Origin of the sequence: Pseudomonas sp. NS1(2017), from assembly GCF_002269425.1 — a bacterium.
In the GTDB taxonomy this organism is placed as follows: Bacteria; Pseudomonadota; Gammaproteobacteria; order Pseudomonadales; family Pseudomonadaceae; genus Aquipseudomonas; species Aquipseudomonas reactans.
Window position 1 is genome coordinate 5,903,333 of the sequence record NZ_CP022960.1, and the last position, 25,251, is coordinate 5,928,583.

Here is a 25,251-nt window from a genome sequence, read left to right on the forward strand (position 1 = left end):
TGCCGTGCTTGCAGGTCAGCGACCGTCTGCTTCTGGCCTAAAGCCGTCTTTCAGGAGTTATATAGCAGGGCCAAGTCATACCCCGAGCTCCCGATCGCTTGACTTTAATAACGCCCCACTATTGATCAATGGCAATGATGCACGCTCAGGCTCAATCAAGCAGTGCCGGCCCAAATCAAACGGCAGCACGTGCAAACGTAAATTGTCGTGAAAATCGAACGGTGCTAGCGCGTTCAAAAAACCGGAATGACAGGGATAGATGAGTACCAGCTCTCCGGCGGGTTGTTTCAAATATTTTTGTCCGTAGGCGAACAGTTGGTAGAAATCACTCTGGGACAGGCCATAATTCTTATCTCGATTTCCCGAGTCAATCAGCTTCCACTTGGTATCCAAAACCCACTGCTGCCCTCCTTGATGAATCAGAAAATCTGGCTCTAGGCGGAAAATTGAAGCGTTTCCGTGCTGACAAAGATATTCAGTGCGCGCTTGCGGCCGCAAGGTAGCACCAGGCAACAGGCTCCCTCTCAACCAGCTCTCGACGTACCGCTCGAACAACTTCTCCATTGGAAACAGCAGGCTCATGCCCTGCCATTGCCCAGCTACCGCAAACGGCATCTGCTCATTCAGAATCAACTCGCACCATGGCTTCACTGCACGGTAGTGCGCCATTAAACGCTCATTGCTCCAGCCACGAAGATCACTCTCTGGACGGCTGCTGGAAGGCACATCAACCAAGAGGCTGCGCAATTCGTGCGCCAGACGCCAGTTATCAGGATGCTGGGTTAGCTTGCACACACGCTCGAGTGCGAACTTAAGAACTCGGTTTTCTGGACGATCAGGTACGAATACATCGTGACGAATCTGAAAACAGTGCTGCCGGCCGGGCGGCTGGCGCATTTGGGCAACGACATTGAGCTGGCCACGCAGGAAGTACTGCTCTTCCTCCACTCGCAAGTAGTCAGAGCGCAAGCCACGCTTAATAAGATGATCAAGCTCCGTGAGAAACTGCTCCATCACCCACTCTGAAAGCGGTGCATCGAACAGTTCCAAGCTAGCGACAGACGTGGTCCTAGGTTTCAGATTCAACGCGTTCTGAATCATCCTGCATAGCAGTGCACGACCTTTCTTCTTGCAATGGTCTTGCTCAGTATGTTTTGGCAGGATTTCCAGCCGGGTACCACAGGGAGTTTCGACCACACCCACATAGCTATCCCATTTCAGAGAATGGCGCCCTTCTACCTGCAACAACCTGGCTCCGTTCTTGTTGAAGCGGGCACTCAGATCACACAGCCAGTCGAACGCACTCACTGTCACCTGCGCTTCATCCAGCGAAGGCGTCACAGCAGCGGTAGTGAGCCGCCCGTACTCTCGAATAGTGACTAGCACAGTCACGAGCGAGTGCTTTGCAATGCAGAGAGGACCGCACGCCCAAGGGATCGAGTATTGTGATCGCCGCCCATCCCATTGGTAGTACTCACCTGCAGAGCAGCAGCCAGCTCCCTAAGCGACGGTTTGGAAACTGCTAGCCGAACGCCGCCTCGCAATACCTCTATAGATCCTGTCGTCAACTCGCGAACAGTGAGTTCGCCATAGGTAGCCTCGCGCATAACCTCGGGAGCCAAGCTGCTGGCCTGGTGATCAATGATTCCCACGTAAGACTCAACCCGGTCAAAAGCCTCCTCGTTAATGCACCACGTCTTGCTGCCGGCTCCTACCTGCACATCGTCACCGAAAAGCGCCTGCAAGCCTTTTGCCTGCTCGTAAACAAAGCAATCCAGCCCGGGCTTACGATGATCATTCAGAACCCACTGAATGCGCTGCCAATCTTCGAAGAAATACTCCTGCAATAGGGGCAAAATCTGGTTGCGGAAGATCAGCCCGAGCAGCTCAGGTCGAGTATCAGTAGCCAACGGCATGAAGTAAGCGTGGCCCAAACAGTGGTCGCGATCCAGGAGTGCTTCAATACGTTGATTCATGACTCGCAGCAGTTGACCGACATTGACCCCGCCCACCAGCACGCCATCGAGCAGCTCGGGTCTAGGTGGCATTTCGCGGAACACAAAGCGGCGTCTCAGGGCGATATCAAGCCCCGCCAACGAGCGGTCAGCGGTGTTCATAGTGCCTATGATGTATACGTTGGACGGTACACTGAACGGTTTTTTTGAGTAAGGCAGATCGACACTTAGCGCTTCATCAGCACCTTCGCGCTTGGAGGTTTCGATCAGCGTGATCAGTTCTCCAAAAATCCTTGAAACATTACCCCGGTTGATCTCGTCAATAATCAACACATGGGGTTTACGCTCTGCCTTCTTGATTGCAATAGGGACCGACGGCACTGAGCCCTGCTTCTCCAAGTAACTGAGCAGGTCAGCCCAACTGAAGCGTGGCATTGGATAGACCGTCTTCAACGTAAACTGATGGTCATCGTTGAGCGGCAGGATGGACTGATTGACATCCTTATAGAGCCACTTCACTGGGCGCACATGACAGTAGTCTTCGATCACACCAGCCGGTACTTCAGCCTCAAAGCGATAGTCGCCTGTGATCACGCCTACCGCGCCTATGTCCGAAGCAGAGTGGATACACAGTACAATGTCTCCGATCGCCATACTTTGAGCAAAGTGCTCTAGAGTTCCTTTGTCACCGGATCCTAGATTTCGATAATACTCACTGTGTTCCAGGGACCCCATTAGGTCACCTGTTTCTCCCCACCCGACCCTAGCTTCGCCGTGCTCCAAGCAATAGTCCTTGGTTGATGAACGCCCTGAGCCATTAATGGATATTTTCCAGATACGGGGGTTACTGCGAACACCGGTTTCGGCTTGTACACTCTCCGTACGAGCGGTATCACATAGACGTTTGAATACGCCCGGCTCTACCTTGTACTCAAGCTGCTTGTGTTCTTCGTTGGTCTCAGCTCGTAGCCCCTCTACAAAGTCTTCATAACTGAAGCTCTGGTGGAAAGTGACGAACCGAATGCGTTCACCTTTGGCCAGTTCGTCAAATCGGTCCTTCAACGCCTTACGGTTCTCACGATTGCCCGCCAGCCAATGGGGGTCGAGAATCTCCAAGGCTGCCTCAATGGTCGCGTAGGTTTTCCCGGTACCTGGTGGCCCGTAAAGAATCTGATTGAGCGCAGGCTGCAACGTGGGGGGCGCGCTCGCGGCAACAGCGACCGATTCCCCACCTAGTTGAAGAAGCGACTGATAATCCAACCACTGCTTGAGCCCACTTTGCACATTTCCGCTGTTACTGGCGCCTATGTCTGAGTGAATACCTTTAGGCCCATACTCCTCGTAAAAGCGGCGCAGATCGGCAAGATCCGTGATCTGTAAAATGTCTTCGCCACAGTGCCCGGATACCGTTCTCACACCACTCAAATAATTATTGGCTGTATTTACAGCCTTGCCGGACTGAATCATCCACTCCTTGAAACTCGTACCGTCCATAGATTTCAAAACGCTGACTCCAAAATTCGATATTTAGTCCGGCAACCGGCCATAACGAGCGTGTCGACTGCTCAGTTGAACAGAGACGCTACACAGCCCACCTCCTATAGTCCAGATGGAAAATGCAGCGTTTGAGAACGCGGCCGATAACACTGACCTATGCCATCCTAGCCTTAAGAAACACTGTATTTTTCGAGCGCATCACTCAAGACACTACGGACGTGTTCACGTAGGTAAGCAGGTGCTAAAACTTGAATATCTGACGCATTGCTCAACAGGAATAGACGGAGGCCTTGCGAGTCATGTACTTGGCATTTGAGGTTCCACATGCCTCCCTTTAAAACCATGACCTGACCCACAGTGAGCGGATTTTCGGTCAACCGATTGTGCAGGTTATCGCTCAAACAAAGCTCCAGATCGATGACTTCATCCCCATGGATCGTCATCAAGTCCTTCTGGACTTCCATCGCGGACACGTCGTAGCCAGCTGGCTCGGGGATATGCTGCCAGTGCGATCGTACATCCACCATTCGGTGCAGCATCAAAACACACGTTCGGCCACGGCCATTGCTGCTGTACTTTCCCCGAGGCGAATTTACAGATGGTTCGAACCCATCCGGCCATTTCTCTTCAGCGACAAAAGCAGAAAGGTAGATGTTGGAATCCTGATAAGACAGCGCAAGCGGCCTCAGCAAGTACAAGCAGGTATCGACACCTGCAGCGTCTCGTGGTCGATAGGTGACCTCCAAACTCTGATTGCTGAGCATTGCTTTCTGGATGGTGGTGAGATGGTCCGGGTTGTAGTCTCCGGGCTTCAGAACCATAAATCGGGTCCCGCTTATGATTCGCCTTTCAGCAATCAGGTTGCGCGCTGATCCTGCCCATACTTCGGACTCCGCATACTCCCTAAGCTTCGTCAGTTCTTCAGATTTGACGCGAAACCCAAAACGGTCCGCGTGCTGAAATATCGCAGTCAGTGTCATCGATTCCGGAGGTGTCAAAGCAAGGTCAATACTTCCTCGGCCTAATATCCAATAGCGGCTCTTACGACTCGGTCCGTCAGCCGGTTTAACGAGCCGAGGTCCATCGGTCAGAGCCTTCAGATCTCGACGGGTAGTTCTAATTGAGTAGCCACCAAACGCTTCCTGCATCCCATGATGGAGGTCTTCGGTCGATTGCGCGCTGCCTGCTTGCTTCAGTAGATCTCGCAGTAATTTTCGGCGCCTTTCACGATCCGGTGCGGTGTATTTGTTAGCAGCCATGCAAAAGCATTCTCACGGACAAAAAGTGGTCCTATCAGTAGATACCATCTCCTCGTCGTCAAGCAATCCTACGATCAAAACAGACTTCTAGGAGTATTTATGAAAACCAAACAATCCTACGCCGCCCTCCCCCACGTGAGTGCTTTCATTGGCTGGCTGGCGACAGAGTTGAACTCCAAGACGTTGTTCAATCATCAATATGTAGATCGCCGCAGCGGAAACACATGGTCGTGCGACAGTCTCTTTGGTGCTTACGAATCTTACCGCTGGAGTTTCCCGGGCAATCCCCGCCTGGGTTACGAAACTGGCACTTGCGCGGCGAGTAACGCAAAAGCGCTTGAGGCACTCCGACAAGACTTTATCGCAGCCGGAACTGATGACACGCTGGTTTTGCAAGCAGCTACAGACGTGATGGCATGGGGTGGTGTGACGGCACGCAACGTGGAATGGCTCAAGGCGAACAAGGCTGGCCTGGGCCGCATGATCCAGGGCGTGCAGCTCGCGCTGATCCAAAAAGATCCTAACGCTCCAGCTCTGCGATCAAAGGCGCTTCGCTTCAATGCAGGAATGACCAAAGTCTACTCGCTCATCTGTCCCGATTTTTTGATCTACGACAGCCGTGTAGCCGCAGCATTAGGACTGCTCGTGGTCCGTTACTGCGAAGCAAAAGGACTCAGCAAAGTGCCTGATGCCCTTTGCTTTCCATGGGCTTCAGCGAAAGAGAGCGAGCACACATCTTTACCCAAACGCCGTAATCCGAGCACCGGCTCTCTGCAGTTCAAACGCCTGCGCGCAGGATCTCACCATGCACAATGGAACATGCGCGCCAATTGGGTTTTGAGCCAAGTCATCGCCCATGACGCCGCCAGTCAAAGCTCATTCCATCAAATTGACGCCCCTGCCAATGCGCTGCGCGGGCTGGAACAAGCTCTGTTTATGATGGGCTACGACCTTGGCTATACAGCACCGACATCTAACAACTGACCCTGTATTCCTCATGACTTGGATACGAGGTGCCCATGAGCAAACTGAATGACATGCAAAGCCTGATCATACATCTTGCTAAGGAAGGAATAGCCGCTGCTGCATTGCGCCGCGAGGTGATGCGCCGTTACCCGAACCTAGCTGACAGTAAGTACTTGAGTGAAATAATGTCACTGCAGGACCAGGGGCGACTATTCGGAAGCGAAATTACGGGTGTCTGGGTGTTCACTTCCGGGTCGGACCGGGAGTTCGAGAACAGCACACTTGAATACAGCCCACAGTTTGCAGAATTGATCATCGCCGCTGAGTGCGGCGAATGGTACGACATCGATGCAGATGACATGATCGCGAAGCTCGATGTAATGCTGCAAAAAGCGCGCGCCCGAAAAGGCACGTGACCCTCCGGAGCCTCCATGCAGAACAGAAGTAGGCACAAGGTAAAGGCTAATCCTGTGCCTACTCTTCTGGCGGAGGCGAGTCAGCAGTTGCCATCCCAGCACTCTGAAGACGGTGCGGCAGTATCCCAACCCGACTCGCCTGCACCTTCATCGCGCGACACTCCCCACCGTTGTCATCCTCCCACTTGTCCATCACCAGCCGCCCAATCACAACCACCCGCATGCTTTTGCTATAAAGCTCCGAGTACCGCTCTGCATCCTTGTGCCAAAGCTCCACGTTGGCCCAAAAACCTCCCCGATCCTCATACTCCCCATCACCTTTCAGAACCGGGTTGTCGAAATACACATTCAGCCGCAACAACCTCTTGGGTTCCTTGTTCCCGTTGGAAAACTCCCTGAACTCTGGCTTCGTCCCAATGTTTCCTTCACCCCAAAACTTGGTGGACATGGTCATACCTCCGCTGTGCTTCTTCCTGATTGCCTAGAGATTCGTTGCTGAAAAATCTGTTCGGCAACGTCGACTTTTGAAGCACATAGGAACGCTTGGCGACTTATGCTGTGGACCACACTGATCTGCATGTTGATGGTGATGCGCTGCAACTCCATAGCTAAGAGCTGAGAAACCAAGCTAGTGGGCGTCCGATCATCCAGGACCAACTCCTCCCACAAATCGACTCCCATCTTGCTGCGATCCATTCGACTCCATCGAAGAAATACCGTCCCTGCCCCCGTTGATTGTCGCGTCATACGAATGGGCAATAACGTGAATGGATAGCGCTCTGACTGAGCCAGAACCTGCTCAGTCGCCAGCAGAATCAAGCTGCTCACCAACTGACTGCACACTTCGCCAAATTGCATGAGTTCCCCCTTACCCTTAAAAGGTTTTAAAAGCCCTTTAAGGAAGGCTGCATGTTCTAACGCAGAGAAGGCAGTCTGTTGCAGCGGCTGAAAGGCTGTCGGTTTCGCGCCCGACACCAGCTCTACGGAGCTTAGTGGCCGAACGAGTTCGTCAGAATGAACCATAACGCTCTCCTCCGAACGATCCTGGAAGGACACCCTCACCGGCAGGAACAACGTCGATAACGTCGTCGTCAATACGAACGCTATCCGCCTCATCTCTCAGGCGACGTAACAGGATCGGCGGCGCATATTCCGAACGTCGAATCCCCTCCAGAACATCCGGCGGGAGTTCTCCAAATTTCTCCCGGGCTTGACGAGCCAAAGCGTTGTTGGTGATGAAGTCATCGCGCGTCACACCGGATACCTTGTAGCGTTGAGCCAACCCAAACAGGCTGCGCAGGACCTTTCCGCCGGCATTGATCCAAATCTCCATATCTCGGCGCCCCATCAATGCGGTGTGATGAGCCAACAGCAAGCGTCGAACAATGTCGTCGTAGGCAATGAGCAGATAGACCGCTAAAAAGCCAAAGGGCGAGTTGATAAAGACAGGTAGCGTAACTGGATGCACATTCACGTTTTCACCTACAAACAAGGCAATAGGCAGGCCGCTCATTGACTGGTCTAACCGAGTCCTGATGACCTCAAGTTCAGATTTGGATGACTCAAGTTTTTCCTGGATTTGAATCATCCAGTAGTCGGCATAAGGATCGTCCTGCTCGGCCATGCGCTTGATCTTGTTCATCAGGGCGACAAAGCCACTGAGGCCGATGATGCCGCTCTTGCCCTCTCTTGCTGGCCTGCCATGCCAAACACGAGCAGCGTGGTGAGTGTGAAGCGTGAGACTCATGGCACTACGCAAAGGGCCGAGATTCAATTGAAAGACGTCAGACATGGATCGCTCCTGCAGGTATATGTCACCACGTCAGTGTTATCAGCAGCATCAAAAACGTCAGCCGGGAAACAGAATCACAGGACCACGGTTTTGAGTGCTCGCGATCTGAAAGCGATGACAACCAGAGATGCTGATTCCAGTGGAATCACTTACTGCGATCCACCAACCTGATTCCACTGGAATCACCCACTGCGATCCGCCAACCTGATTCCACTGGAATCACCCACTGCGATCCGCCAACCTGATTCCACTGGAATCACCCACTGCGATCCGCCAACCTGATTCCACTGGAATCACCCACTGCGATCCGCCAACCTGATTCCACTGGAATCACCCACTGCGATCCGCCAACCTGATTCCACTGGAATCACCCTCGGCTCGCTAAGCACCGGCACTCGACTTCAGCAAATCCAACATCGCCCTAACGCCCTCACGACCGGTCACAAGGCTTTCGGTACTCGGTTTGGCACGCCTGACGGATAGATCCGATGCCGGCGCCAAACGAGCCGCCGCGGTCTTCACAGCGCCTCGTGAATCGCCCAGGGACACGCCCTTCCCAGGCTCTCCAGGTTGATTAAACTCTCCTCGCGACGCCTTCTGGACCATGCCGAACAGGTATCCCGCAGGGTTTCGCACCTCAGCGCTGGCGCAACGCGCAGCCCACTGATCCAGCACCTGCTGCTGCAATCCAGGCCCAATGGCACCCAGCGCGACCATCGCGTTTCGCCTCTGGTCGGCAGCGAGCAACAGGAACTGCTCGGGCAAACGCAGCCCCTCGCACGCCTGCGGTACTGTGTTTTTACAAACATTTGTATTCGTACTAGTACTAGATGAGTTCGGATTCCGAACTGGGCTCAAAACAGCCGGTTTCCGACTGAGTTCGGAATCCGAACTCGGCTCACCGCGATTCCGAACTGAGGCCCTTTCACTGAGTTCGGATTCGTTTTCACTGAGTTCGGAATCGCTTGCCCTCTCCAACCCGACCAAGTATTTGGCCCAGCTCTGTTGAGTTAAACGCTGCTGCATCCGCTCCAAATGCGAAGGCAAAGTGTTCTCCTGCAAAAAGGGGTCGGTGTGAAGCTCCTGCACAACATGAGCTGCGACATCTCGAACGGATTTGTTCGTATGCCCCAGCCCCTCATTCACTAAATCCAAGTACCCAAAATCCAACAGCACCGCCTCAGCAATGCTCACGGGCTCATCGTGCAGTAGGTAAACGTTGCCCTTCATTTGTCCGGTGACCTCATCACGAACGCACCCGCCCAGGCTGAGCCAGCGCGTCATACGCAATGCGGTCAGCGCCTTGGCCACGGTTTCCCGTGAAGCCACTTTGAAAGGAGACGACGCCAGATACGGCCTCAACTGTTCATACGTGGGGAAGGAGGTCAGCCCATCATCATTGAGCAAGAGACGAAAAACCTGCCAAGCATTACGTTCCAGAGGGGTAAGTCGGTTATCCAGCAACAGACGACGAGGCACCGCCTCATGGGGATTACCGGTAAACAAGATGCCGGACTTCTCAACTTCTAAAATAGGTGAGAGAGGCTTTGCCGGTGGCCTCTCTCCCTTGCCTGCACCAGGCTTGTCAGTGCGGGCCGTCTTAAGGGCCGCACCGGCTGCGTTGAGCAAGGCGTTCAACGCATCAAGATTGCTTGGGTTGTAACGGTGATTGTCCCCAGCGCTCATCACACTAGATCCTGATTGATCCAGCTTTGGATCGCGTTCCAAATCATGGCGAGATTCAGACTGGTCTCCCGCTCAGCCATCATTATTGCCACATCAAGCACAGAACGAGGGTCTTTGACGTCAGTGCTGAACTCTTTGGTGAGGCTGACCCAATGTTTCCAAAGCACTGCCTCATCCTCAGCCCCGACGTGAGGCCAACGCCCCCTACGCAGCGGCACCCCGAGAATGGAGCGCCGAACCGCAACCTCCTTGGGCGGCAATCCAAAAAGCTCCAGGATCATGGGTGAGCTGGCACCCAAAGTGAGTGCGCGGTTGATAACCTCATCCTCTTCGGTATTTTTGGCGTGCGCGATCACGCGCCGTACGGCAACGCCATCGACAACGACCTTGAACCAAGGCACAGGCGAATTGACCAAAGCCCCCATGCACAACGGATCGACAAGGGTTTTCAGGTCAGTTTCTTCAAAACCCATGGCCAGGCAGCTACGCAGTTGACCATTTTTAATGTTGTTCAAAATCTGAAAAGCGACAGCCAGATTTAAGGGATGCACAGAAACCTCCACCACTCCGTGGTTATTGGATGACTTCACAAGAAGATTGGTTGGATTCCAACTCGATGAGCCGCCGCGCCAGGCGTATGACTCTGAACAACTTGACCAGCGCGACATCGCTCAATCGCCCAACCGAAGATGCCGGCTGGCTATTCAATAGAGAGCTACCCAGCAACAGTTGCCCCAACTCTGCAAGAAAACGGTAACCGTTCATCTCAGGTGGCACTGGTACGCCGCTAGTCCCCCGCAGCATATTCAGCGCTGGTGCAAAGCGACCGCTAAGCCCATCAAGGACGTTGAGCAAGGTATACGCGTCTGGGCTAAGGCCCTTGGGTGAGCCCGCAAACAGGTCGCTGCCCCAACCCTCTGGGCGTACACACAGGAAGCCGATGCCCCATTCACTTTCACCAAGGTGTTCAAGCGGCAATCCCACCTCGCTAGCGATATCCTGCACCAGACTAAAAATGGTCTGACGCAAGCTTTCAGGCGAATCAACGGCGCTCTCTATGTTCCAAAAATCAGCAACCGGATGCGCTTCGCCAGCCTGAACTGGGATGCACACCTGCTCAGAGTTCGGAATCGTTTCAACAGTGGACTGAGCCAGCTGTTCTTTGATGGTCTGAGTACGTGCGCTCTCACCCGAAATGGGAGATAGCGTATTGGCAGTGATCTGCTCGCGTTGCAGCTCACCCGACGAATCCAATTGATACTGTTCAGGCTGCGCAGATGCGACTACCTGCACAGGCTCTCTGAGTGATTGAGCCAACTCAGAGGTTTGAGTCGAAACAGACAAGCGTACTGCGGCGCTCGGACGATCCGGATCAAGTACATCCAACCTCAGGCTGTTGTAATCCTGCCCCAGCAATTGCCCCATCTTGTGCAGCAGCTCGTCCTGGAACCGCTCGTAAATGAACTCGTCCTGATCGAACGCCGACAGGACTTCTTGGAACAGATGTTCATGATTGATCTCTTGCCCCCCTGCCCCAGCATGCTTAAGCCAGGCCCGTTCACTCGCGCGACGTAACCCTGTCAGCTTTTCTATCTGCGGCTTGCCCAATCCTGCATAGAGCGTGTTGGGAATAGCAGGCAACAAGTAGCGAACGGCATCCTGCATCTTGCTGATGTGCGGCTGAGAGATCGGATAGCCATCCTGCTTCAACAGCTTGGCCAATTCCCGCTGAGACAGCGGCGCTTCGACCTCCAACTGATAGAACTCTCTAGCTCTATCCACGCCCAAAGCACGTTCAATGAAGGTCAACTCCCCATGTAGATCACTTTCTGCCAGGTGCCCGGTCAGCGCGAGAATTTCACCACGGTTGGGCCAAGGCCTGAACAAGCAATGAATCCGGAAAAACCGCTCATCATTTGTTTCACGCCATAGATCATTGAGAATGGCTAACCGTGTATTACCGCCATTACGGATGATGAAGTGCTCTTCACCAGGACGTCGTGTAACAGGAGGAGGCGCATCCAACCCACGGCTCAATATCGAGGCGCGCAGATCATCGTATCGTGGGTTCCGGTTCAGCCGCGGGTTATGGTCATAAGGTCTGAGCTGCTCCAACGTGAAGACCATTGGGGTATCGACAATGGGGTCAGACAATCGCGCCGCCGGCATGCTGTTAGCAAAAGTGCTTTGCAACAGCTTTCCTTTGATCTGCTCCTTCGAAAGGGACTTGGTAGCCATCAGTGCACCTCCCCAATAGCTGCCTCATAACACTGATCGGGCAGTTGAACCCGGAGCACCTCGACCCCTTTCCAGCCTTCAACGCGGCAGGCCAAGGCATAAAGAAATTCACCGCTGCTCATCTGCGTCTTGCTAAGGCGAAACACCACAGTGCAGGTGTCCAAGTCCTCAACGCTATCCTCCCCTCCTGACTGCGTAGCGGCATCTTCCACGCTGTAGCTGCCGCATTCAGGGCAAACATCCAGATCAATCTCATCTTCAGACGGGCACGCAGCGAAGAACCGCTGAGTCATGGCATGAATTGGAAACTCTGCGCCGCATTCACAGCAGCGACCCAAATGGTTGAACACGCTCATCACACCAACCCCGCGTCATACGCTTTAGGCAGATTTGCAAAGCGCGTTTGATCGGGGACGAATGCGACACGAACGGTACCGGTGGGCCCGTTTCGGTGTTTCCCAAAGATGATTTCTGCAACGCCCGCATCAGCAGACTCCGGGTGATAAACCTCATCCCGGTAGATGAACATGATGACGTCACCGTCCTGTTCAATCGCACCTGACTCACGCAGGTCACCATTGAACGGTCGCTTATCCGCTCGCTGCTCCACCGAGCGATTGAGCTGCGACAACGCGATAACAGGGCAGTTGAATTCCTTGGCCAGGGCTTTCAACGCTGCGGTAATGCCAGCGATCTCAAGGTTGCGATTTTCCTTGCCATCCAGGCGCATCAACTGGAGGTAGTCGACCATGATCAGCCGCGGCATACCTGAGCGCCGGGCAGCGCGCCGTACCTTCGACCTGAGTGCCGACGGGGTCAGGCACGCGGTGTCATCAATAATGAGCCGCTCGCCGTATCCATTGATGCGAGCGACCGCGGCTATCACCTTAGGCCAGTCCTCATCCCGCAACTGACCGCGCATCAGTTTCGCCAGATTGAGCTGCCCCAAAATCGCGACCAACCGGAACATCAACGCGTGAGCCGGCATCTCCAAGCTGTAGATCTGCACCGTATTGGTGGGTTTCTGTTGGAGCGCGGCATCCACAATACTCAGCGCCAAACTGGTTTTTCCCATCGAGGGACGTGCTGCCATGACGATCAAGTCAGCGTCTTGAAAGCCGCCAGTGACCTGATCCATTGCATCAAGCCCACTGGGAACGCCTGTAATGCTGTCGCCTTCGTTGAAGTGGTAGTCGATCCTCTCAACCACCTCCATCAGCGTCTGCTTCACGTCAACAAAGTCACTCCGAGTTCGATCCTGCCCCAGCAGGAAAAGCTTCTGCTCAATCAGGTCCTGAACTTCAGCGCTTTTGGCTTGATTTGAGGACGCTTCGCGGCTGCACTCATACCCGAGCATCACCAGCCGACGAAGATGGGAGCGCTCACGAACGATGGAGGCATACGTCGAGATGTTGGCAACGGAAGGCGTGTTTTTTGCCAACTCCGCCAGGTAGCCCACTCCTCCTGCCCCATCAGGCTCATCTAGGCACTCAAACACCGTCACCACATCAATGGGTGAGCCACGCGCAGCGAGCTTCTCGATAGCCTGGTAGATCAGACGGTGATCACGCCTGAAAAAATCTCCAGCTGAAAGCATGTCAGCGACCAGATCCCAAGCCGACTTATCGAGCAATAGCCCACCGATCACGCCCTGCTCAGCCTCGACCGAATGAGGTGGGGCTAAATCAAGCAGGCTCATACTGCCGCTCTCCCCAAGGCCGCCCTCTTCGATAGCAATGAAACGTTCTGACTCAAACGCTCCTCGCTCAGGGTCTCAAATTGCAAGCGCCACTCGGGAAACAGCTCCATGGAGAGTTCTTTAATGACCTTGAAAGCGGTTGGCGAGCGCCGATGAGTAGGGAGCCGATACTCCAGCCGGTGAGCAGGTACACCTTCGGTCGCTGCGCGGCGAAAACTCACAGCAGCGGGGATTGTTGTGTGGACCATCTGAATTTTGGGATGGTCGGAAAAGGTCTCGGTCAACGTGTGATAGATGAGATTTGCATCATTGGTTGCATCGAGCTTGTTGATCACGATGTTCAACACGGGTGTCACCGCACCCAATGCAGCCAAGGGCTCCAGGTCCCGATAGAGCTGGAGCATCCCTCGCTGAAACTCTCGGGCAGTCAACATATCCGGCGTGATGGGAGAAATAGCCACTTGAGAGCCCAACAAGGCCATTTCCAGCACGATGGAGCGCGCGCCCTGGGTGTCGATCAGAATCAGATCAAAGTCCTGCGCAAAGGCTGGCATCAAATTCTTGAGACGCAGACGGCCGTCAGCCGCGTGCAGCAGCAAATTACTCAACAGATTGAACGGATCGTTCGATTTGATCAGCGACAGATTGGGAATACAGGTTTGAGAAATGATCTGATCAGGCCGAGTCTCATTGCTCGTGATCAACTGATAGGTACCGCCAGGCGCCTCATGCGACAGGTTGTAAAACGAGGACAGCGACGGTTGATTATCAAGATCGATGAGCAGGGTTCGAACACCTGCATCGGCGCAGAACGCGCCCAGATTGGCGCCAACCGTGGTTTTACCCGGCCCGCCTTTGGTTGAAACGACTGCAGCGACTTTCATGGGGCTTACCTCTGAATCGTAGGATTTAGAGACGGCTTCATGCTGGTCACGCTGTGCGCTTTGATTGCTGGGTCAAATCCCAAGCAAAAAAAAGCCTGCATCGCTGCAGGCTTTTCTCTATCTGGCTCCACGACCTGGACTCGAACCAGGGACCCAATGATTAACAGTCATTTGCTCTACCAACTGAGCTATCGCGGAATGCGCCGTATGTTACTGATTAAAAAGGATAAGTCAAGCATCTCCTGGCATTCGTTGCGATTCAATCGGATGACCGGTTGAATCGGCGTGTTCCCTGGCCAACTCCAGCCAGGCCAAAGCGGCCGGCGGCAGGTGGGCGCTGGTGCGCCAGGCCAGGGCGATGTGCCAGTCGGTGTGCGGTTCATCCAACGGGATCAGAGCGATGCCAGCATGTTGATGTTTGTACGCCAGCATGCGTGGCACGAAGGCCACACCCAGTCCGGCGGCGACCAGGTCGATGATGAAGTCGATCTGCCCGCTGCGTGCGGTCACCTTGGGGGTGACGCCTTTGCGCTCGCAGGCAGCGAGGATCTTGGCGTTGAGGGCAAAGCCGGCTTCGAAGAGGATGAACGGTGACTCCGCCAGGTCAGTGAAGTCAATGCGCTTGCGCTGGGCCAAAGGGTGGCTGATGGGCAGCACGGCCATCAGCGGCTCATTGCGCACGGGTTGGTAGTCGAAGTCTTCATCCACCGGCAGCAGCAGCGCCGCCAGGTCGACCTCCCCCGCTTCCAGGCATTCGCGCAGCTTTTTGCTGCCGTACTCGGTGAGTTCGATGTCGATGTCCGGGTAACGGCTGCGGTAGGTCGCAAACATCGTCGCGAACAGCACACCGCAGCCCACCGGCGGCAAGCCGATACGCAGCACGCCACGCTTTAAGCCACGCAGATCGTTGATCTCGGCCACCAAGTCGTTGCGCTCGGCGAGCAGCACCAAGGCGCGGCGGTAGGCGATTTCGCCGGCAGCGGTGAGTTCGTTACGGTGGCCCAAGCGGTTGAGCAATGGCGTGCCCAGTTCCTCTTCCAACGTCTTGACCGCCTTGCTCACGGTGGATTGGGTCAGGCACACCACCTCGGCGGCCTGGGAGAAACCACCCTGGCGCACCACTTCGACAAAGGCACGCAAAGTTCTCAGGTTCATCAGTATTCCTTTGGCGACTGACCACCAGCGATAAAAGTTGTTTTTATCATGCCAGACAATTGCCTATCCTGACGCCACCTTGCCTTGTGGAGCCCTCCAATAATGATCATCTCGTCCGCCTCCGACTACCGCGCAGCCGCCAAGCGCAAGCTGCCGCGCTTCCTGTTCGACTACATCGACGGCGGCGCCTACGCCGAACACACGCTGCGTGCGAACAGTTCGGACCTGGCCGAGATCAGCCTGCGCCAACGCATCCTGCGCAATGTGGACAACCTGAGCCTGAAGACCACGCTGTTCGGCCAGGAGTTGGACATGCCGGTGATCCTCAGTCCGGTGGGCCTGACCGGCATGTACGCGCGACGTGGCGAAGTGCAGGCAGCCAAGGCGGCGGCGAACAAGGGCATTCCGTTCTGCCTGTCGACGGTATCGGTGTGCCCGATTGAAGAGGTGGCATCGCAGAGCGCGCAGGCGATCTGGTTCCAGCTGTATGTGCTCAAGGACCGTGGTTTCATGCGCAACGCGTTGGAGCGCGCGCAAGCCGCGGGCGTCACTACACTGGTGTTTACCGTGGATATGCCCACGCCCGGCGCGCGTTATCGCGATGCCCACTCGGGCATGTCCGGACCGTTCGCGGCGCAGCGGCGCATGCTGCAGGCCGTCACCAAGCCGCAATGGGCCTTCGATGTGGGGTTGATGGGCCGGCCCCATGACCTGGGCAACATCTCCAAATACCTGGGCAAACCCACCCACCTGGAAGACTACATCGGCTGGCTGGCGAACAATTTCGACGCCTCCATCAGTTGGAAAGACCTGGAATGGATCCGCGAATTCTGGAAAGGCCCGATGATCATCAAAGGCATTCTCGACCCGCAGGACGCCAAGGACGCGGTGAGTTTCGGCGCTGATGGCATCGTGGTCTCCAACCATGGCGGTCGCCAGTTGGACGGCGTGCTGTCCACTGCCAAAGCCCTGCCCCCGATTGCCGATGCGGTGGGCGACGACCTCACGGTGCTGGTGGACTCCGGCATCCGCTCCGGGCTGGACGTGGTGCGCATGCTGGCCCTGGGCGCCAAAGCCTGCCTGCTGGGTCGCGCCACCGCCTACGCACTGGCCGCCGACGGCCAACACGGCGTGGAAAACCTGCTGGACATCTTCGCCAAGGAAATGCGCGTGGCCATGACGCTTACCGGCGTCACTTCCATCGCGCAGATCGATCGCTCTACCTTGGTCTAACCCTGCTGCTCGACGATCCCTCGCGCCTTGAGTTGGGCCAGTTGCTCCGCCGACAAGCCCAACCGCTCACCGAGGATATCGTCGGTGTGCTGCCCCAGCCTCGGCGCCGGCCGCAGGTATTCCACGGGCGTGCCGGACATTTTGATCGGGCTGCCGACCATGGCAAAATCCGGGTTCTGCGGGTGTGGGATCTTCACCATCAGGTTGCGCGCGATCACCTGGGGCTCTTCCAGGGATTGCGCAATCGAGTTGATCGCCCCCACCGGCACCTTCGACGCATGGATGCACGCCACCCACTCATCGGCGCTGCGCCCCAGGAAGTGCGCCGAGAGCAACGCGACGATCTCTTCGCGATGGGCCACGCGGTCGGCATTGCGACAAAAGCGCGGGTCCTGCGGCAAGTGCGGCAGGCCGATGCTCTGGCACAGGGCGATGAACTGGCTGTCATTACCGCAGGCGATGATGAAGTCACGATCGGCGGCGCGGAACACCTGGTAAGGCACGATGTTGGCGTGGGCATTGCCATAACGCTGCGGCACCTTGCCCGACGCCAGGTAGTTCATGCTCTGGTTGGCCAACGTGGCGACTTGCACGTCCAACAACGCCATATCAATGTATTGGCCAACGCCGGTGCGCTCACGGCTGAGCAATGCAGCCTGGATCGCCACGGTGGAATACAGGCCGGTCATCAAGTCGGAAAACGCCACGCCAACTTTTTGCGGGCCGCCGCCCGGCAAATCATCACGCTCGCCAGTAATGCTCATCAAGCCGCCGATGCCCTGGATGATGAAGTCGTAACCCGGCTCTTCGGCACGCGGCCCGGTCTGGCCGAAACCGGTGATGGAGCAATACACCAGGCGCGGATTGATCTCGGCCAGGGTCGCGTAATCCAGGCCATAACGGGCCAGGGAGCCGGCTTTATAGTTCTCGATCAGTACATCCGAGCTGGCCGCCAAAGCGCGTACCAATTCCTGACCTTCGGGAGTGGCCATATCGATGGCCACGGATAACTTGCCGCGATTGGTCGACTGATAATAAGAAGCTTCGCCGGACGACTCGCCGGTGTCGGTCTTCATCCAGGGCGGCCCCCAGGCACGGGTGTCGTCGCCACTTTTCGGGCGTTCGATCTTGACCACTTCCGCGCCAAGGTCGGCCAACACTTGCCCACACCAGGGGCCGGCCAACACACGGCTTAAATCCAGTACCCGCAAACCTGTCAATGCACCCATTATTCTTATCCTGTGAGGTTGGGAAATCAGCCGACTGTCGGCTCTTCATGGCGCAGGGAAACACCCAGCATCGCCCGCCGCCGTAGCCAGGGGCTGGGGCGGTAACGTGGGTCGTGGGTGAGTTCGCTCATGCGCTGCAAAATCGTAAGGATCCGCCGAGGCCCCAGCGCATCGCCCCAGGCCAGCGGCCCCTTGGGATAACCAAGGCCCAGTTGCACGGCCTGGTCGATATCCTCGACGCTGGCGATGCGCTGCTGGGCAATGTCACAGGCCAGGTTGACCACCATCGCCAGGGTGCGCTGGGCGACGAAGCCAACGCTGTCGCCGATCACCGTGACGCCCACGCCGTCCGACGCCAGCAAAGCGTGAGCCGCATCGCGCATGGCGGGCGAAGTCAGTGGGTTCTGCATCAAGGTGCGATGACGCGACAGGTCGGTCAGCAGGTCGATGCACAGGGTGCGCGCGGGGTCGGTGTCGAAGCGCAGGCAAGCGCTGGTGGCGTCGCGGCCATACGGGGCCAGCAGGCACAACGCCTCAGGCGAAGGTTGCGCGGCGTGTTCCAGATGGGCGCCCAGGTTGATCACCAGGGCACTCAAGCGCTCGTAGTCTTCGCTGTTTTCGGTGGCAATCCATACCGGCGGTTGCGGGCTTACAGTCGGTACGGGTTGAGGCTGAGGGCCATTGATGAGCTGGCCGTTTTCATACTGATAGAACCCATGCCCGCTCTTGCGCCCAAGGCGTCCAGCCACCAACATCTGCCGGGTCAGGGGCGACGGCTTGTAGCGGGGCTCCTGATAGAACTGGTCGTAGATCGACTCCATCACCGGGTGTGACACGTCCAGGCCGGTGAGGTCCAGCAACTCCAGCGGTCCCATGCGAAACCCGGCGCCTTCACGCAATATGCGGTCGATATCACCGCGCTCGGCGACGCCCTCATCAAGCATCTTTAAGGCTTCGGTGCCATAGGCACGACCGGCGTGGTTGACGATGAAACCCGGCGTGTCCTTGGCGCGCACGCCGCGATGGCCGATGCGTGCAGCCAGGGCCAACAGCGCGTCTCCAACCTTTGGCGCGGTGGCCAGGCCGTCGATCACCTCCACCACACGCATCAGCGGCACCGGGTTGAAAAAGTGCAGCCCGGCCACGCGCTCAGGGTGCCGGCAGCCGGTGGCGATGGCCGTGACAGACAGCGAAGAGGTGTTGGTGGCGAGGATGCAGGTCGGGCTGACGATGCTTTCCAACTGTTGCAGCAGCCCGCGCTTGGCGTCGAGGTTTTCCACGATGGCTTCGACGACCAGGTCGCAATCGCCCAGGTCATCAATCGCCTCGGCAACCCGCAGGTTGGCCAGCGCCGCCTCCATCGCGGCCTGGCTGATCTTGCCCTTGCCCACCAACTTGGCAAAGGTGCCGCTGAGATTATCCCGCGCCGATTGCGCAGCGCCTTCACGCGCATCGAACAGACGCACCACCACACCAGCCTGGGCCGCGATTTGCGCGATACCGGCGCCCATGACGCCAGTGCCCACCAGCCCCATCGTATTCAAGGTGTCGGTCATGCTTATTCCCCCCGATAATGCGGCGTGCGTTTCTCGAAGAACGCCGCGGCGCCCTCCTTCTGGTCCTTGGAATCGAACAGCAATTGGAACGCCTTGCGTTCCAGCACCAAGGCGCTTTCCAGCGGCAGGTCCGCGCCGGCCAGCATCACTTCCTTGATCTGCTCCACCGCCAACGGCGGCAATGCGGCAATCTGCGCAGCCAGTTCCAGGGCGCGGGGCAGTGTCTGGTCGTCGCTGACCATTTCGCTGAGCATGCCCATCGCCAGGGCTTCTTTCGCGCTGACCATGCAGCCCGTGAGCGCAATGCGCATGGCCTGGAATTTACCCACCGCTCGGATCAGGCGTTGGGTGCCGCCCGCACCGGGCATCAAGCCGAGCTTCACTTCCGGCTGGGCAAATCGCGCCGACTCGCCCGCCACGATCAGGTCGCAATGCATCGCCAGCTCGCAGCCACCGCCCAGGGCAAAACCGTTGACGGCGGCAATCACCGGCTTGGGGCAACGGCTGATGGCTTCCCACAGGTATTCAGTGTGGCGCCGGTACATATCGATCGCGCCCGCACTGGCGAACTCCTTGATATCCGCGCCGGCCACGAAGAACTGTTCACCACCGGTCAGCACAATGGCGCGTACATCCTGGTGTCGGGACAGCACGCGGAAGTGCTCGGCAAGGGCTTCACGCACCTGGGCGTTGAGGGCGTTTTTCACTTCAGGGCGGTGGATACGTACCACGGCCACGCCGTTGTCATGGATGTCGAGGGTCACCACGGGTGGGTTGGCGCTGGTCACATTCACTCCTGCTGCACGGTTCTTGTTAGTTGGATTGATACTTGTTTCGCTATGCGAAATAACATTCCGTATTTGTCGATTAGCATAAGTATCGACCCTGCAGGTGTAAACGAAAAAACCCGAGCAACGCTCAAAACAGTGACTAAACCGCTGTTTTAAAGGGATTTATCTTTGGAAAAAATCATAGATCAAAAAGTTGATTAGTTTCGCTGTGCGGAATACTATTTTGTTTTGTTGATTTTATAAAAAAATGAGGATTACCATGCGCCGTCGAAACCCCGAGCCGGACAGCACAGAAGTTTCCGCTTTCGAGCATGTGTTGATCGACCCGATGAACAACGATGAGGAGGAAGACAAGGACCGCCAGTTCGTCACCGCCCTGGCCCGTGGCCTGGAACTGCTGCGCTGTTTCACGCCGAGCGAGAGCGTATTGGGCAACCAGGAACTGGCGCGCAAGACCGGCCTGCCGAAACCGACGATCACCCGCATGACCCACACCCTGACCCGCCTGGGTTACCTCAAGCACCTGCCGCAGTCAGGCCGGTACCAGTTGGATGTGGGCGTGATGGCCTTCGGTTACGCGATGTTGTCGAACCTGTCGATCCGCGCCGTGGCGCATCCGTTGATGGAGACCATGGCCAAGTACGCCCAGGCGGCCGTTGCCATGGCCACTCGGGACCGCCTCGACGCGGTGTACCTGGACGTGGTCCAGGGCGAAGCGAACATGACCATGCGCCGCCAGGTCGGCACACGGTTGCCGTTGCACTTGAGTTCAGCAGGCCGCGCCTGCCTGGCAGCAATGCCGGAAAACGAGCGGGAGTTCATTCTCGACCACATCCGCCAGCGTCATCTGGAGGATTGGCCGACCATCCGCAAGGGGCTGGAACGCGCCTTCCGGGACTACACCGATTTCGGCTATTGCATGTCGATCGGTGAGTGGCACCGCGATGTCAACGCCATCGCCGTGCCGCTGCGACACGCACAACACGGCTTGCTGGCGTTCAACTGTGGCGGACCGAGTTTCCACCTCTCCCGGGAGAAACTCGAAGACGACATCGGCCCACGCCTCAAGCACATGGTGAACAACATCGAGGCCGCCACCCGCTAGCTGGACCGGTGCATGGCCTCGGCAGATCGACGATAAAAGGCCCGCCGAACGCGGCCGCTGAGGAATGCACATGATCCGAGACGCACAAACGCTTCATATCCTGGTGGACGCCATTGCGCAGTTCGTCGACGAAGCGCTGATCCCACGGGAAAACGAAGTCGCCGAGACCGATGAAATCCCGGCGGACATCGTCAGCCAGTTCCAGGACATGGGCCTGTTCGGCCTGACCATTCCCGAAGCCTACGGCGGCCTCGGGCTGACCATGGAAGAAGAGGTGACCATCGCCTTTGAACTGGGGCGCACCTCACCGGCCTTCCGTTCCTACTTCGGCACCAACAATGGCATCGGCTCCATCGGCATCCTGCTGGATGGCACCGACGCCCAGAAAGAGCACTACCTGCCGCTGTTGGCCAGCGGCGAGCTGCTCAGCTCGTTCTGCCTCACCGAGCCAGACTCGGGCTCCGACGCCGCCTCACTGAAAACCACCGCCGTGCGCGATGGTGACCACTATGTGATCAACGGCACCAAGCGCTTTATCACCAACGCACCCCACGCCGGGATTTTCACCGTGATGGCGCGCACCGACCCGGCGATCCGTGGTTCGGCCGGTATCAGTGCGTTCATCGTCGAACGTGACACACCCGGCCTGTCCCTGGGCAAACGCGACCACAAGATGGGCCAGCAAGGCGCCCACACCAGTGACGTGATCTTCGACAACGTACGCGTGCCGGCCAGACAGTTGATTGGTGGCGTGGAAGGCGTGGGTTTCAAGACCGCGATGAAGGTCCTCGACAAAGGCCGCCTGCACATCGCCGCCGTCAGCGTGGGCGCTGCCGAACGCATGCTGAGCGATGCGCTGAACTACGCAATAGAACGCAAGCAATTCGGCCAGCCGATTGCCGAGTTCCAGCTGATCCAGGCCATGCTCGCCGACAGCAAGGCCGAGATCTACGCCGCGCGTTGCATGGTGCTCGACGCCGCCCGCCAGCGCGACGAAGGCCGGGACATCGGCACCGAGGCTTCCTGTTCGAAGATGTTCGCCACCGAGATGTGCGGCCGCGTCGCTGACCGTTGCGTGCAGATCCACGGCGGTGCCGGCTATATCAGCGAGTACGCCATCGAACGCTTCTACCGGGATGTGCGCCTGTTCCGCCTGTATGAAGGCACCACGCAGATCCAGCAATTGGTGATTGCCCGCAACATGATTCGCGCGGCGCAACGCTAGGCCTTACTGCACCACCATACCCAATGCCCTAACAACTACAAGCAAGGTATCGCTATGGAAGTCGCCGCATCGGCGGGCGCGTTGTCGCCTGCAAAAAGCAAACTGTGGATCGTCGTTTTCATCTTCTGCTTCCTCGGCCTGTTGATCGATGGCGCGGATCTGATGTTGCTGTCCTACAGCCTCAGCAGCCTCAAGGCCGAGTTCGGCCTGACCAGCGTCGAAGCCGGCAGCCTGGGCAGCTTCACCCTGGCCGGCATGGCCATCGGTGGCATCTACGGCGGCTGGGCCTGTGACCGTTTCGGCCGGGTGAAAACCGTGGTGTGGAGCATCGTACTGTTTTCCGTGGGCACGGCCATCCTGGGCATGACCCACAGCTATTGGCAATTTGCAGCCACCCGGTTTTTCGCCTCCCTCGGCCTGGGCGCGCTGTATGTGGCGTGCAACACGCTGATGGCCGAATACGTGCCGACCCGCTACCGCACCACCGTGCTGGGTACCCTGCAGGCCGGTTGGTCGGTGGGCTACATCGTCGCCACCTTGCTGGCGGGTTGGATCCTTCCGGAGCACGGCTGGCGCTGGTTGTTCTACGTGGCCATCATCCCGGTGATCCTCGCCGTGCTGATGCAACGCCTGGTGCCGGAGCCTCAGGCCTGGTTGGCCGCACGCGCCGAACGGGCGAAAGACAAAGCCAACGGCAGCCAGCACGCCCTGAAGAAAAAGCCCGATGGCATGTTCAAGCTGATCTTCAGCGACCCGAAGGCCAGCCGCATGTTCCTGCTCTGGGCCCTGACCGCAGGCTTCCTGCAATTCGGTTACTACGGGGTGAACAACTGGATGCCGTCGTACCTGGAAAGCGAGCTGGGGATGAACTTCAAGTCGATGACCAGCTACATGGTCGGCACTTATGCGGCGATGATCTTCGGCAAGATCCTCGCGGGCTTGGCGGCGGACCGTCTCGGTCGACGCGTGGTGTTCGCGTTCGGGGCCCTGGGCACGGCGATCTTCCTGCCGGTGATCGTGCTGTTCCAGAGCCCCGAGAATATCCTGTGGATGCTGGTGGTGTTCGGCTTCCTGTACGGCATTCCCTATGGCGTGAACGCGACCTACATGACCGAAAGCTTCGAAGCCAAGTTTCGCGGTTCGGCGGTGGGTGGTGCGTACAACATCGGTCGTATCGGCGCAGCGGTGGCGCCGGCGGCGATCGGTTTCCTGGCGTCCCATGGGTCCATCGGCATGGGCTTTTTGGTGATGGGCGGCGCGTACTTTATCTGCGGTGTCATACCGGCGTTGTTTATTCGCGATAAACAGTTCGATCCGCAGAAACAGTAAGGCCACCGCTTAGTTGCCAAATAACTGGCGTCATCGTTCAGCGACTGTTTTTAGCGATAAAAACAGTCGCTTGATTTATAAGGCTTTTTATTAATTTGAAGCGATTTGGCATGAATCTCGCTCTCACCTTGTTCAAGCAGGTTAAGCGATGACAAGACGTGCGGCAGTGCCCAGGGGTTATAACCCACTGCAAAGCGGTCTAAACTGTTACTCATGTTTTACGGAACTGAAGGAACAGTAAGACGCTTGGCACTCGCCACTCTCATCGAGCCTGTAAGACAGCCAAGTGCTTAGAGGCCGATCGCTTATGAAAACACCTACCCAGACCAACGCAATTGACTTTGACAGTGCCAAATTGCAACGCCTGGGGTTTGGTCAGCCATCCCTCCTCCCCCGCCGCCCTACTACCCTTGCTCAACTTCGCCAGCAACTGGGCCTGCAATTGCAGACCAGCCTGGAGCCGGAGCGCATCCTCGGTGTGTTCTTCCGTGAGATCCAACGCCTGGTGCCCCTGGACGCCTTGCAATACCGCCACCAAGCCAGCGACTTGCGCCTGGAGTTCGGCCATCGCGGCCACCATTCGGTGAGCTACAGCCTGAGCCATGAAGGCGAGCACCTGGGCGAGCTGATCTTTCGCCGCAACCAGCGCCTGGCGGAAGAAGAACTCGGCCAACTCGAATCCCTGCTGGCCACCCTCCTCTACCCGATGCGCAACGCCCTGCTCTACCGCGCCGCCACCCGCAGCGCCTTGCGCGACCCGCTCACCGAGACCGGTAACCGCATCGCCATGGACCAGACCCTGCAACGGGAAATCGACATGGCGCGCCGGCACCTCAATCCGCTGTCCTTGCTGATGCTGGACATCGATCACTTCAAGACCATCAACGACACTTACGGCCACGCCGCTGGCGATAAGGTGCTGCGCGCCGTCGCCGGGGCGATCAAGAGCCAGTTGCGTAACGTGGATATGGTGTTTCGGTTTGGCGGGGAAGAGTTTCTGATCCTGCTGTCCAACACCGGCCGGGATGCGGCGGCGATGGTCGGTGAGCGCCTGCGCCAAGCGGCGCAGGCCCAGGATTATTGGGCGGATGACACACGGATCGAATTGACGGTGAGCCTGGGTTGCTCGACCTTGCTGGCTGCCGAGTCTGCCGAAAGCCTGCTGCGTCGGGCCGACAGCGCCTTGTACGTGGCCAAGCGCGAAGGGCGCAACCGCCTGGCAATGGCGGGGTAAGC

23 protein-coding genes and 1 tRNA gene are annotated in these 25,251 nt (G+C 57.2%); 7 read left to right on the forward strand and 17 right to left on the reverse strand.

Annotation, left to right across the window (positions count from 1 at the left end; all coding sequences use genetic code 11):
- Window positions 1-75 precede the first annotated feature (75 nt).
- From CI807_RS27500 to CI807_RS27510, 3 genes are all read right to left on the reverse strand, one after another.
- Window positions 76-1,392 (reverse strand): McrC family protein, encoded by a 1,317-nt coding sequence (locus CI807_RS27500; protein WP_095017019.1) that lies wholly within the window; start codon window positions 1,390-1,392, stop codon window positions 76-78.
- The gene (locus tag CI807_RS27505; RefSeq protein ID WP_256578795.1) at window positions 1,389-3,449 is read right to left on the reverse strand and encodes an AAA family ATPase; all 2,061 of its coding nucleotides are present in this window, start codon (window positions 3,447-3,449) and stop codon (window positions 1,389-1,391) included. The genes CI807_RS27500 and CI807_RS27505 overlap by 4 nt, the downstream gene beginning before the upstream one ends.
- Window positions 3,450-3,622: 173 nt before the next feature.
- On the reverse strand, window positions 3,623-4,711 hold the full coding sequence (locus CI807_RS27510) for a YafY family protein (protein WP_095017020.1): 1,089 nt from the start codon (window positions 4,709-4,711) through the stop codon (window positions 3,623-3,625).
- A 99-nt stretch (window positions 4,712-4,810) separates the two neighbouring features.
- On the opposite strand from CI807_RS27510, the gene CI807_RS27515 reads away from it, so the two are divergent.
- Both CI807_RS27515 and CI807_RS27520 read left to right on the forward strand, forming a co-directional pair.
- Window positions 4,811-5,695: a hypothetical protein gene (locus CI807_RS27515; RefSeq protein ID WP_095017021.1), complete on the forward strand. Its 885-nt coding sequence runs from the start codon at window positions 4,811-4,813 to the stop codon at window positions 5,693-5,695.
- Window positions 5,696-5,730: 35 nt separating this feature from the next.
- Window positions 5,731-6,093 carry a hypothetical protein gene (locus CI807_RS27520; protein ID WP_095017022.1) on the forward strand — a complete coding sequence of 121 codons (363 nt, stop codon included), beginning with the start codon at window positions 5,731-5,733 and terminating at the stop codon, window positions 6,091-6,093.
- A gap of 58 nt (window positions 6,094-6,151) precedes the next feature.
- Here CI807_RS27520 and CI807_RS27525 read toward each other — a convergent pair whose 3' ends face one another.
- The 11 genes from CI807_RS27525 to CI807_RS27575 form a co-directional block, all read right to left on the reverse strand.
- Window positions 6,152-6,541, reverse strand: coding sequence for a single-stranded DNA-binding protein (locus tag CI807_RS27525; protein ID WP_095017633.1), 390 nt, complete (start codon window positions 6,539-6,541; stop codon window positions 6,152-6,154).
- 2 nt (window positions 6,542-6,543) lie between these two features.
- A complete protein-coding gene (locus tag CI807_RS27530; RefSeq protein ID WP_095017023.1) occupies window positions 6,544-7,116 on the reverse strand; it encodes a DUF3158 family protein in 573 nt (190 codons plus the stop codon).
- The gene (locus CI807_RS27535) at window positions 7,103-7,885 is read right to left on the reverse strand and encodes a PFL_4669 family integrating conjugative element protein (protein ID WP_095017024.1); all 783 of its coding nucleotides are present in this window, start codon (window positions 7,883-7,885) and stop codon (window positions 7,103-7,105) included. Before CI807_RS27535 ends, CI807_RS27530 begins: the two co-directional genes overlap by 14 nt.
- Before the next feature lie 381 nt (window positions 7,886-8,266).
- A complete protein-coding gene (locus CI807_RS27540; RefSeq protein ID WP_095017025.1) occupies window positions 8,267-9,571 on the reverse strand; it encodes an STY4528 family pathogenicity island replication protein in 1,305 nt (434 codons plus the stop codon).
- Window positions 9,571-10,122, reverse strand: coding sequence for a DUF2857 domain-containing protein (locus tag CI807_RS27545; protein ID WP_095017026.1), 552 nt, complete (start codon window positions 10,120-10,122; stop codon window positions 9,571-9,573). The genes CI807_RS27540 and CI807_RS27545 overlap by 1 nt, the downstream gene beginning before the upstream one ends.
- A 22-nt stretch (window positions 10,123-10,144) precedes the next feature.
- Window positions 10,145-11,809 carry a ParB family protein gene (locus CI807_RS27550; RefSeq protein WP_095017027.1) on the reverse strand — a complete coding sequence of 555 codons (1,665 nt, stop codon included), beginning with the start codon at window positions 11,807-11,809 and terminating at the stop codon, window positions 10,145-10,147.
- Window positions 11,809-12,165 (reverse strand): hypothetical protein, encoded by a 357-nt coding sequence (locus CI807_RS27555; RefSeq protein WP_095017028.1) that lies wholly within the window; start codon window positions 12,163-12,165, stop codon window positions 11,809-11,811. Before CI807_RS27555 ends, CI807_RS27550 begins: the two co-directional genes overlap by 1 nt.
- Window positions 12,165-13,508, reverse strand: coding sequence for a replicative DNA helicase (gene dnaB, locus CI807_RS27560; protein WP_095017029.1), 1,344 nt, complete (start codon window positions 13,506-13,508; stop codon window positions 12,165-12,167). Before dnaB ends, CI807_RS27555 begins: the two co-directional genes overlap by 1 nt.
- Complete coding sequence (locus CI807_RS27565; RefSeq protein WP_095017030.1) at window positions 13,505-14,392, reverse strand: ParA family protein; 888 nt, start codon at window positions 14,390-14,392, stop codon at window positions 13,505-13,507. Before CI807_RS27565 ends, dnaB begins: the two co-directional genes overlap by 4 nt.
- Before the next feature lie 122 nt (window positions 14,393-14,514).
- Window positions 14,515-14,590, reverse strand: a tRNA-Asn gene (locus tag CI807_RS27570).
- A 33-nt stretch (window positions 14,591-14,623) separates the two neighbouring features.
- On the reverse strand, window positions 14,624-15,547 hold the full coding sequence (locus tag CI807_RS27575) for a LysR family transcriptional regulator (RefSeq protein ID WP_095017031.1): 924 nt from the start codon (window positions 15,545-15,547) through the stop codon (window positions 14,624-14,626).
- Between the two features lie 102 nt (window positions 15,548-15,649).
- Between CI807_RS27575 and lldD the strand changes: the two genes are divergently transcribed.
- Window positions 15,650-16,780 carry an FMN-dependent L-lactate dehydrogenase LldD gene (lldD, locus tag CI807_RS27580; protein ID WP_010208917.1) on the forward strand — a complete coding sequence of 377 codons (1,131 nt, stop codon included), beginning with the start codon at window positions 15,650-15,652 and terminating at the stop codon, window positions 16,778-16,780.
- On the opposite strand, the gene CI807_RS27585 is transcribed toward lldD, so the two are convergent.
- From CI807_RS27585 to CI807_RS27595, 3 genes are read right to left on the reverse strand one after another with little or no spacing between them, the layout of a single operon-like run.
- The gene (locus CI807_RS27585) at window positions 16,777-18,009 is read right to left on the reverse strand and encodes a CaiB/BaiF CoA-transferase family protein (RefSeq protein ID WP_095017032.1); all 1,233 of its coding nucleotides are present in this window, start codon (window positions 18,007-18,009) and stop codon (window positions 16,777-16,779) included. The two genes, lldD and CI807_RS27585, sit on opposite strands and share 4 nt — an antisense overlap.
- A gap of 26 nt (window positions 18,010-18,035) precedes the next feature.
- The gene (locus CI807_RS27590) at window positions 18,036-19,565 is read right to left on the reverse strand and encodes a 3-hydroxyacyl-CoA dehydrogenase (protein WP_095017033.1); all 1,530 of its coding nucleotides are present in this window, start codon (window positions 19,563-19,565) and stop codon (window positions 18,036-18,038) included.
- Window positions 19,566-19,567: 2 nt separating this feature from the next.
- A complete protein-coding gene (locus CI807_RS27595) occupies window positions 19,568-20,353 on the reverse strand; it encodes an enoyl-CoA hydratase (RefSeq protein WP_095017034.1) in 786 nt (261 codons plus the stop codon).
- Between the two features lie 262 nt (window positions 20,354-20,615).
- Between CI807_RS27595 and CI807_RS27600 the strand changes: the two genes are divergently transcribed.
- The 4 genes from CI807_RS27600 to CI807_RS27615 all read left to right on the forward strand — a co-directional run bounded on the left by CI807_RS27600 (window position 20,616) and on the right by CI807_RS27615 (window position 25,249).
- Complete coding sequence (locus CI807_RS27600) at window positions 20,616-21,461, forward strand: IclR family transcriptional regulator (RefSeq protein WP_095017035.1); 846 nt, start codon at window positions 20,616-20,618, stop codon at window positions 21,459-21,461.
- 70 nt (window positions 21,462-21,531) lie between these two features.
- A complete protein-coding gene (locus CI807_RS27605; protein WP_095017036.1) occupies window positions 21,532-22,686 on the forward strand; it encodes an acyl-CoA dehydrogenase family protein in 1,155 nt (384 codons plus the stop codon).
- 54 nt (window positions 22,687-22,740) lie between these two features.
- Window positions 22,741-24,015: an MFS transporter gene (locus tag CI807_RS27610; protein ID WP_095017037.1), complete on the forward strand. Its 1,275-nt coding sequence runs from the start codon at window positions 22,741-22,743 to the stop codon at window positions 24,013-24,015.
- Between the two features lie 307 nt (window positions 24,016-24,322).
- Window positions 24,323-25,249 carry a GGDEF domain-containing protein gene (locus CI807_RS27615; RefSeq protein ID WP_016976404.1) on the forward strand — a complete coding sequence of 309 codons (927 nt, stop codon included), beginning with the start codon at window positions 24,323-24,325 and terminating at the stop codon, window positions 25,247-25,249.
- The last annotated feature ends 2 nt before the right edge of the window (window positions 25,250-25,251 follow it).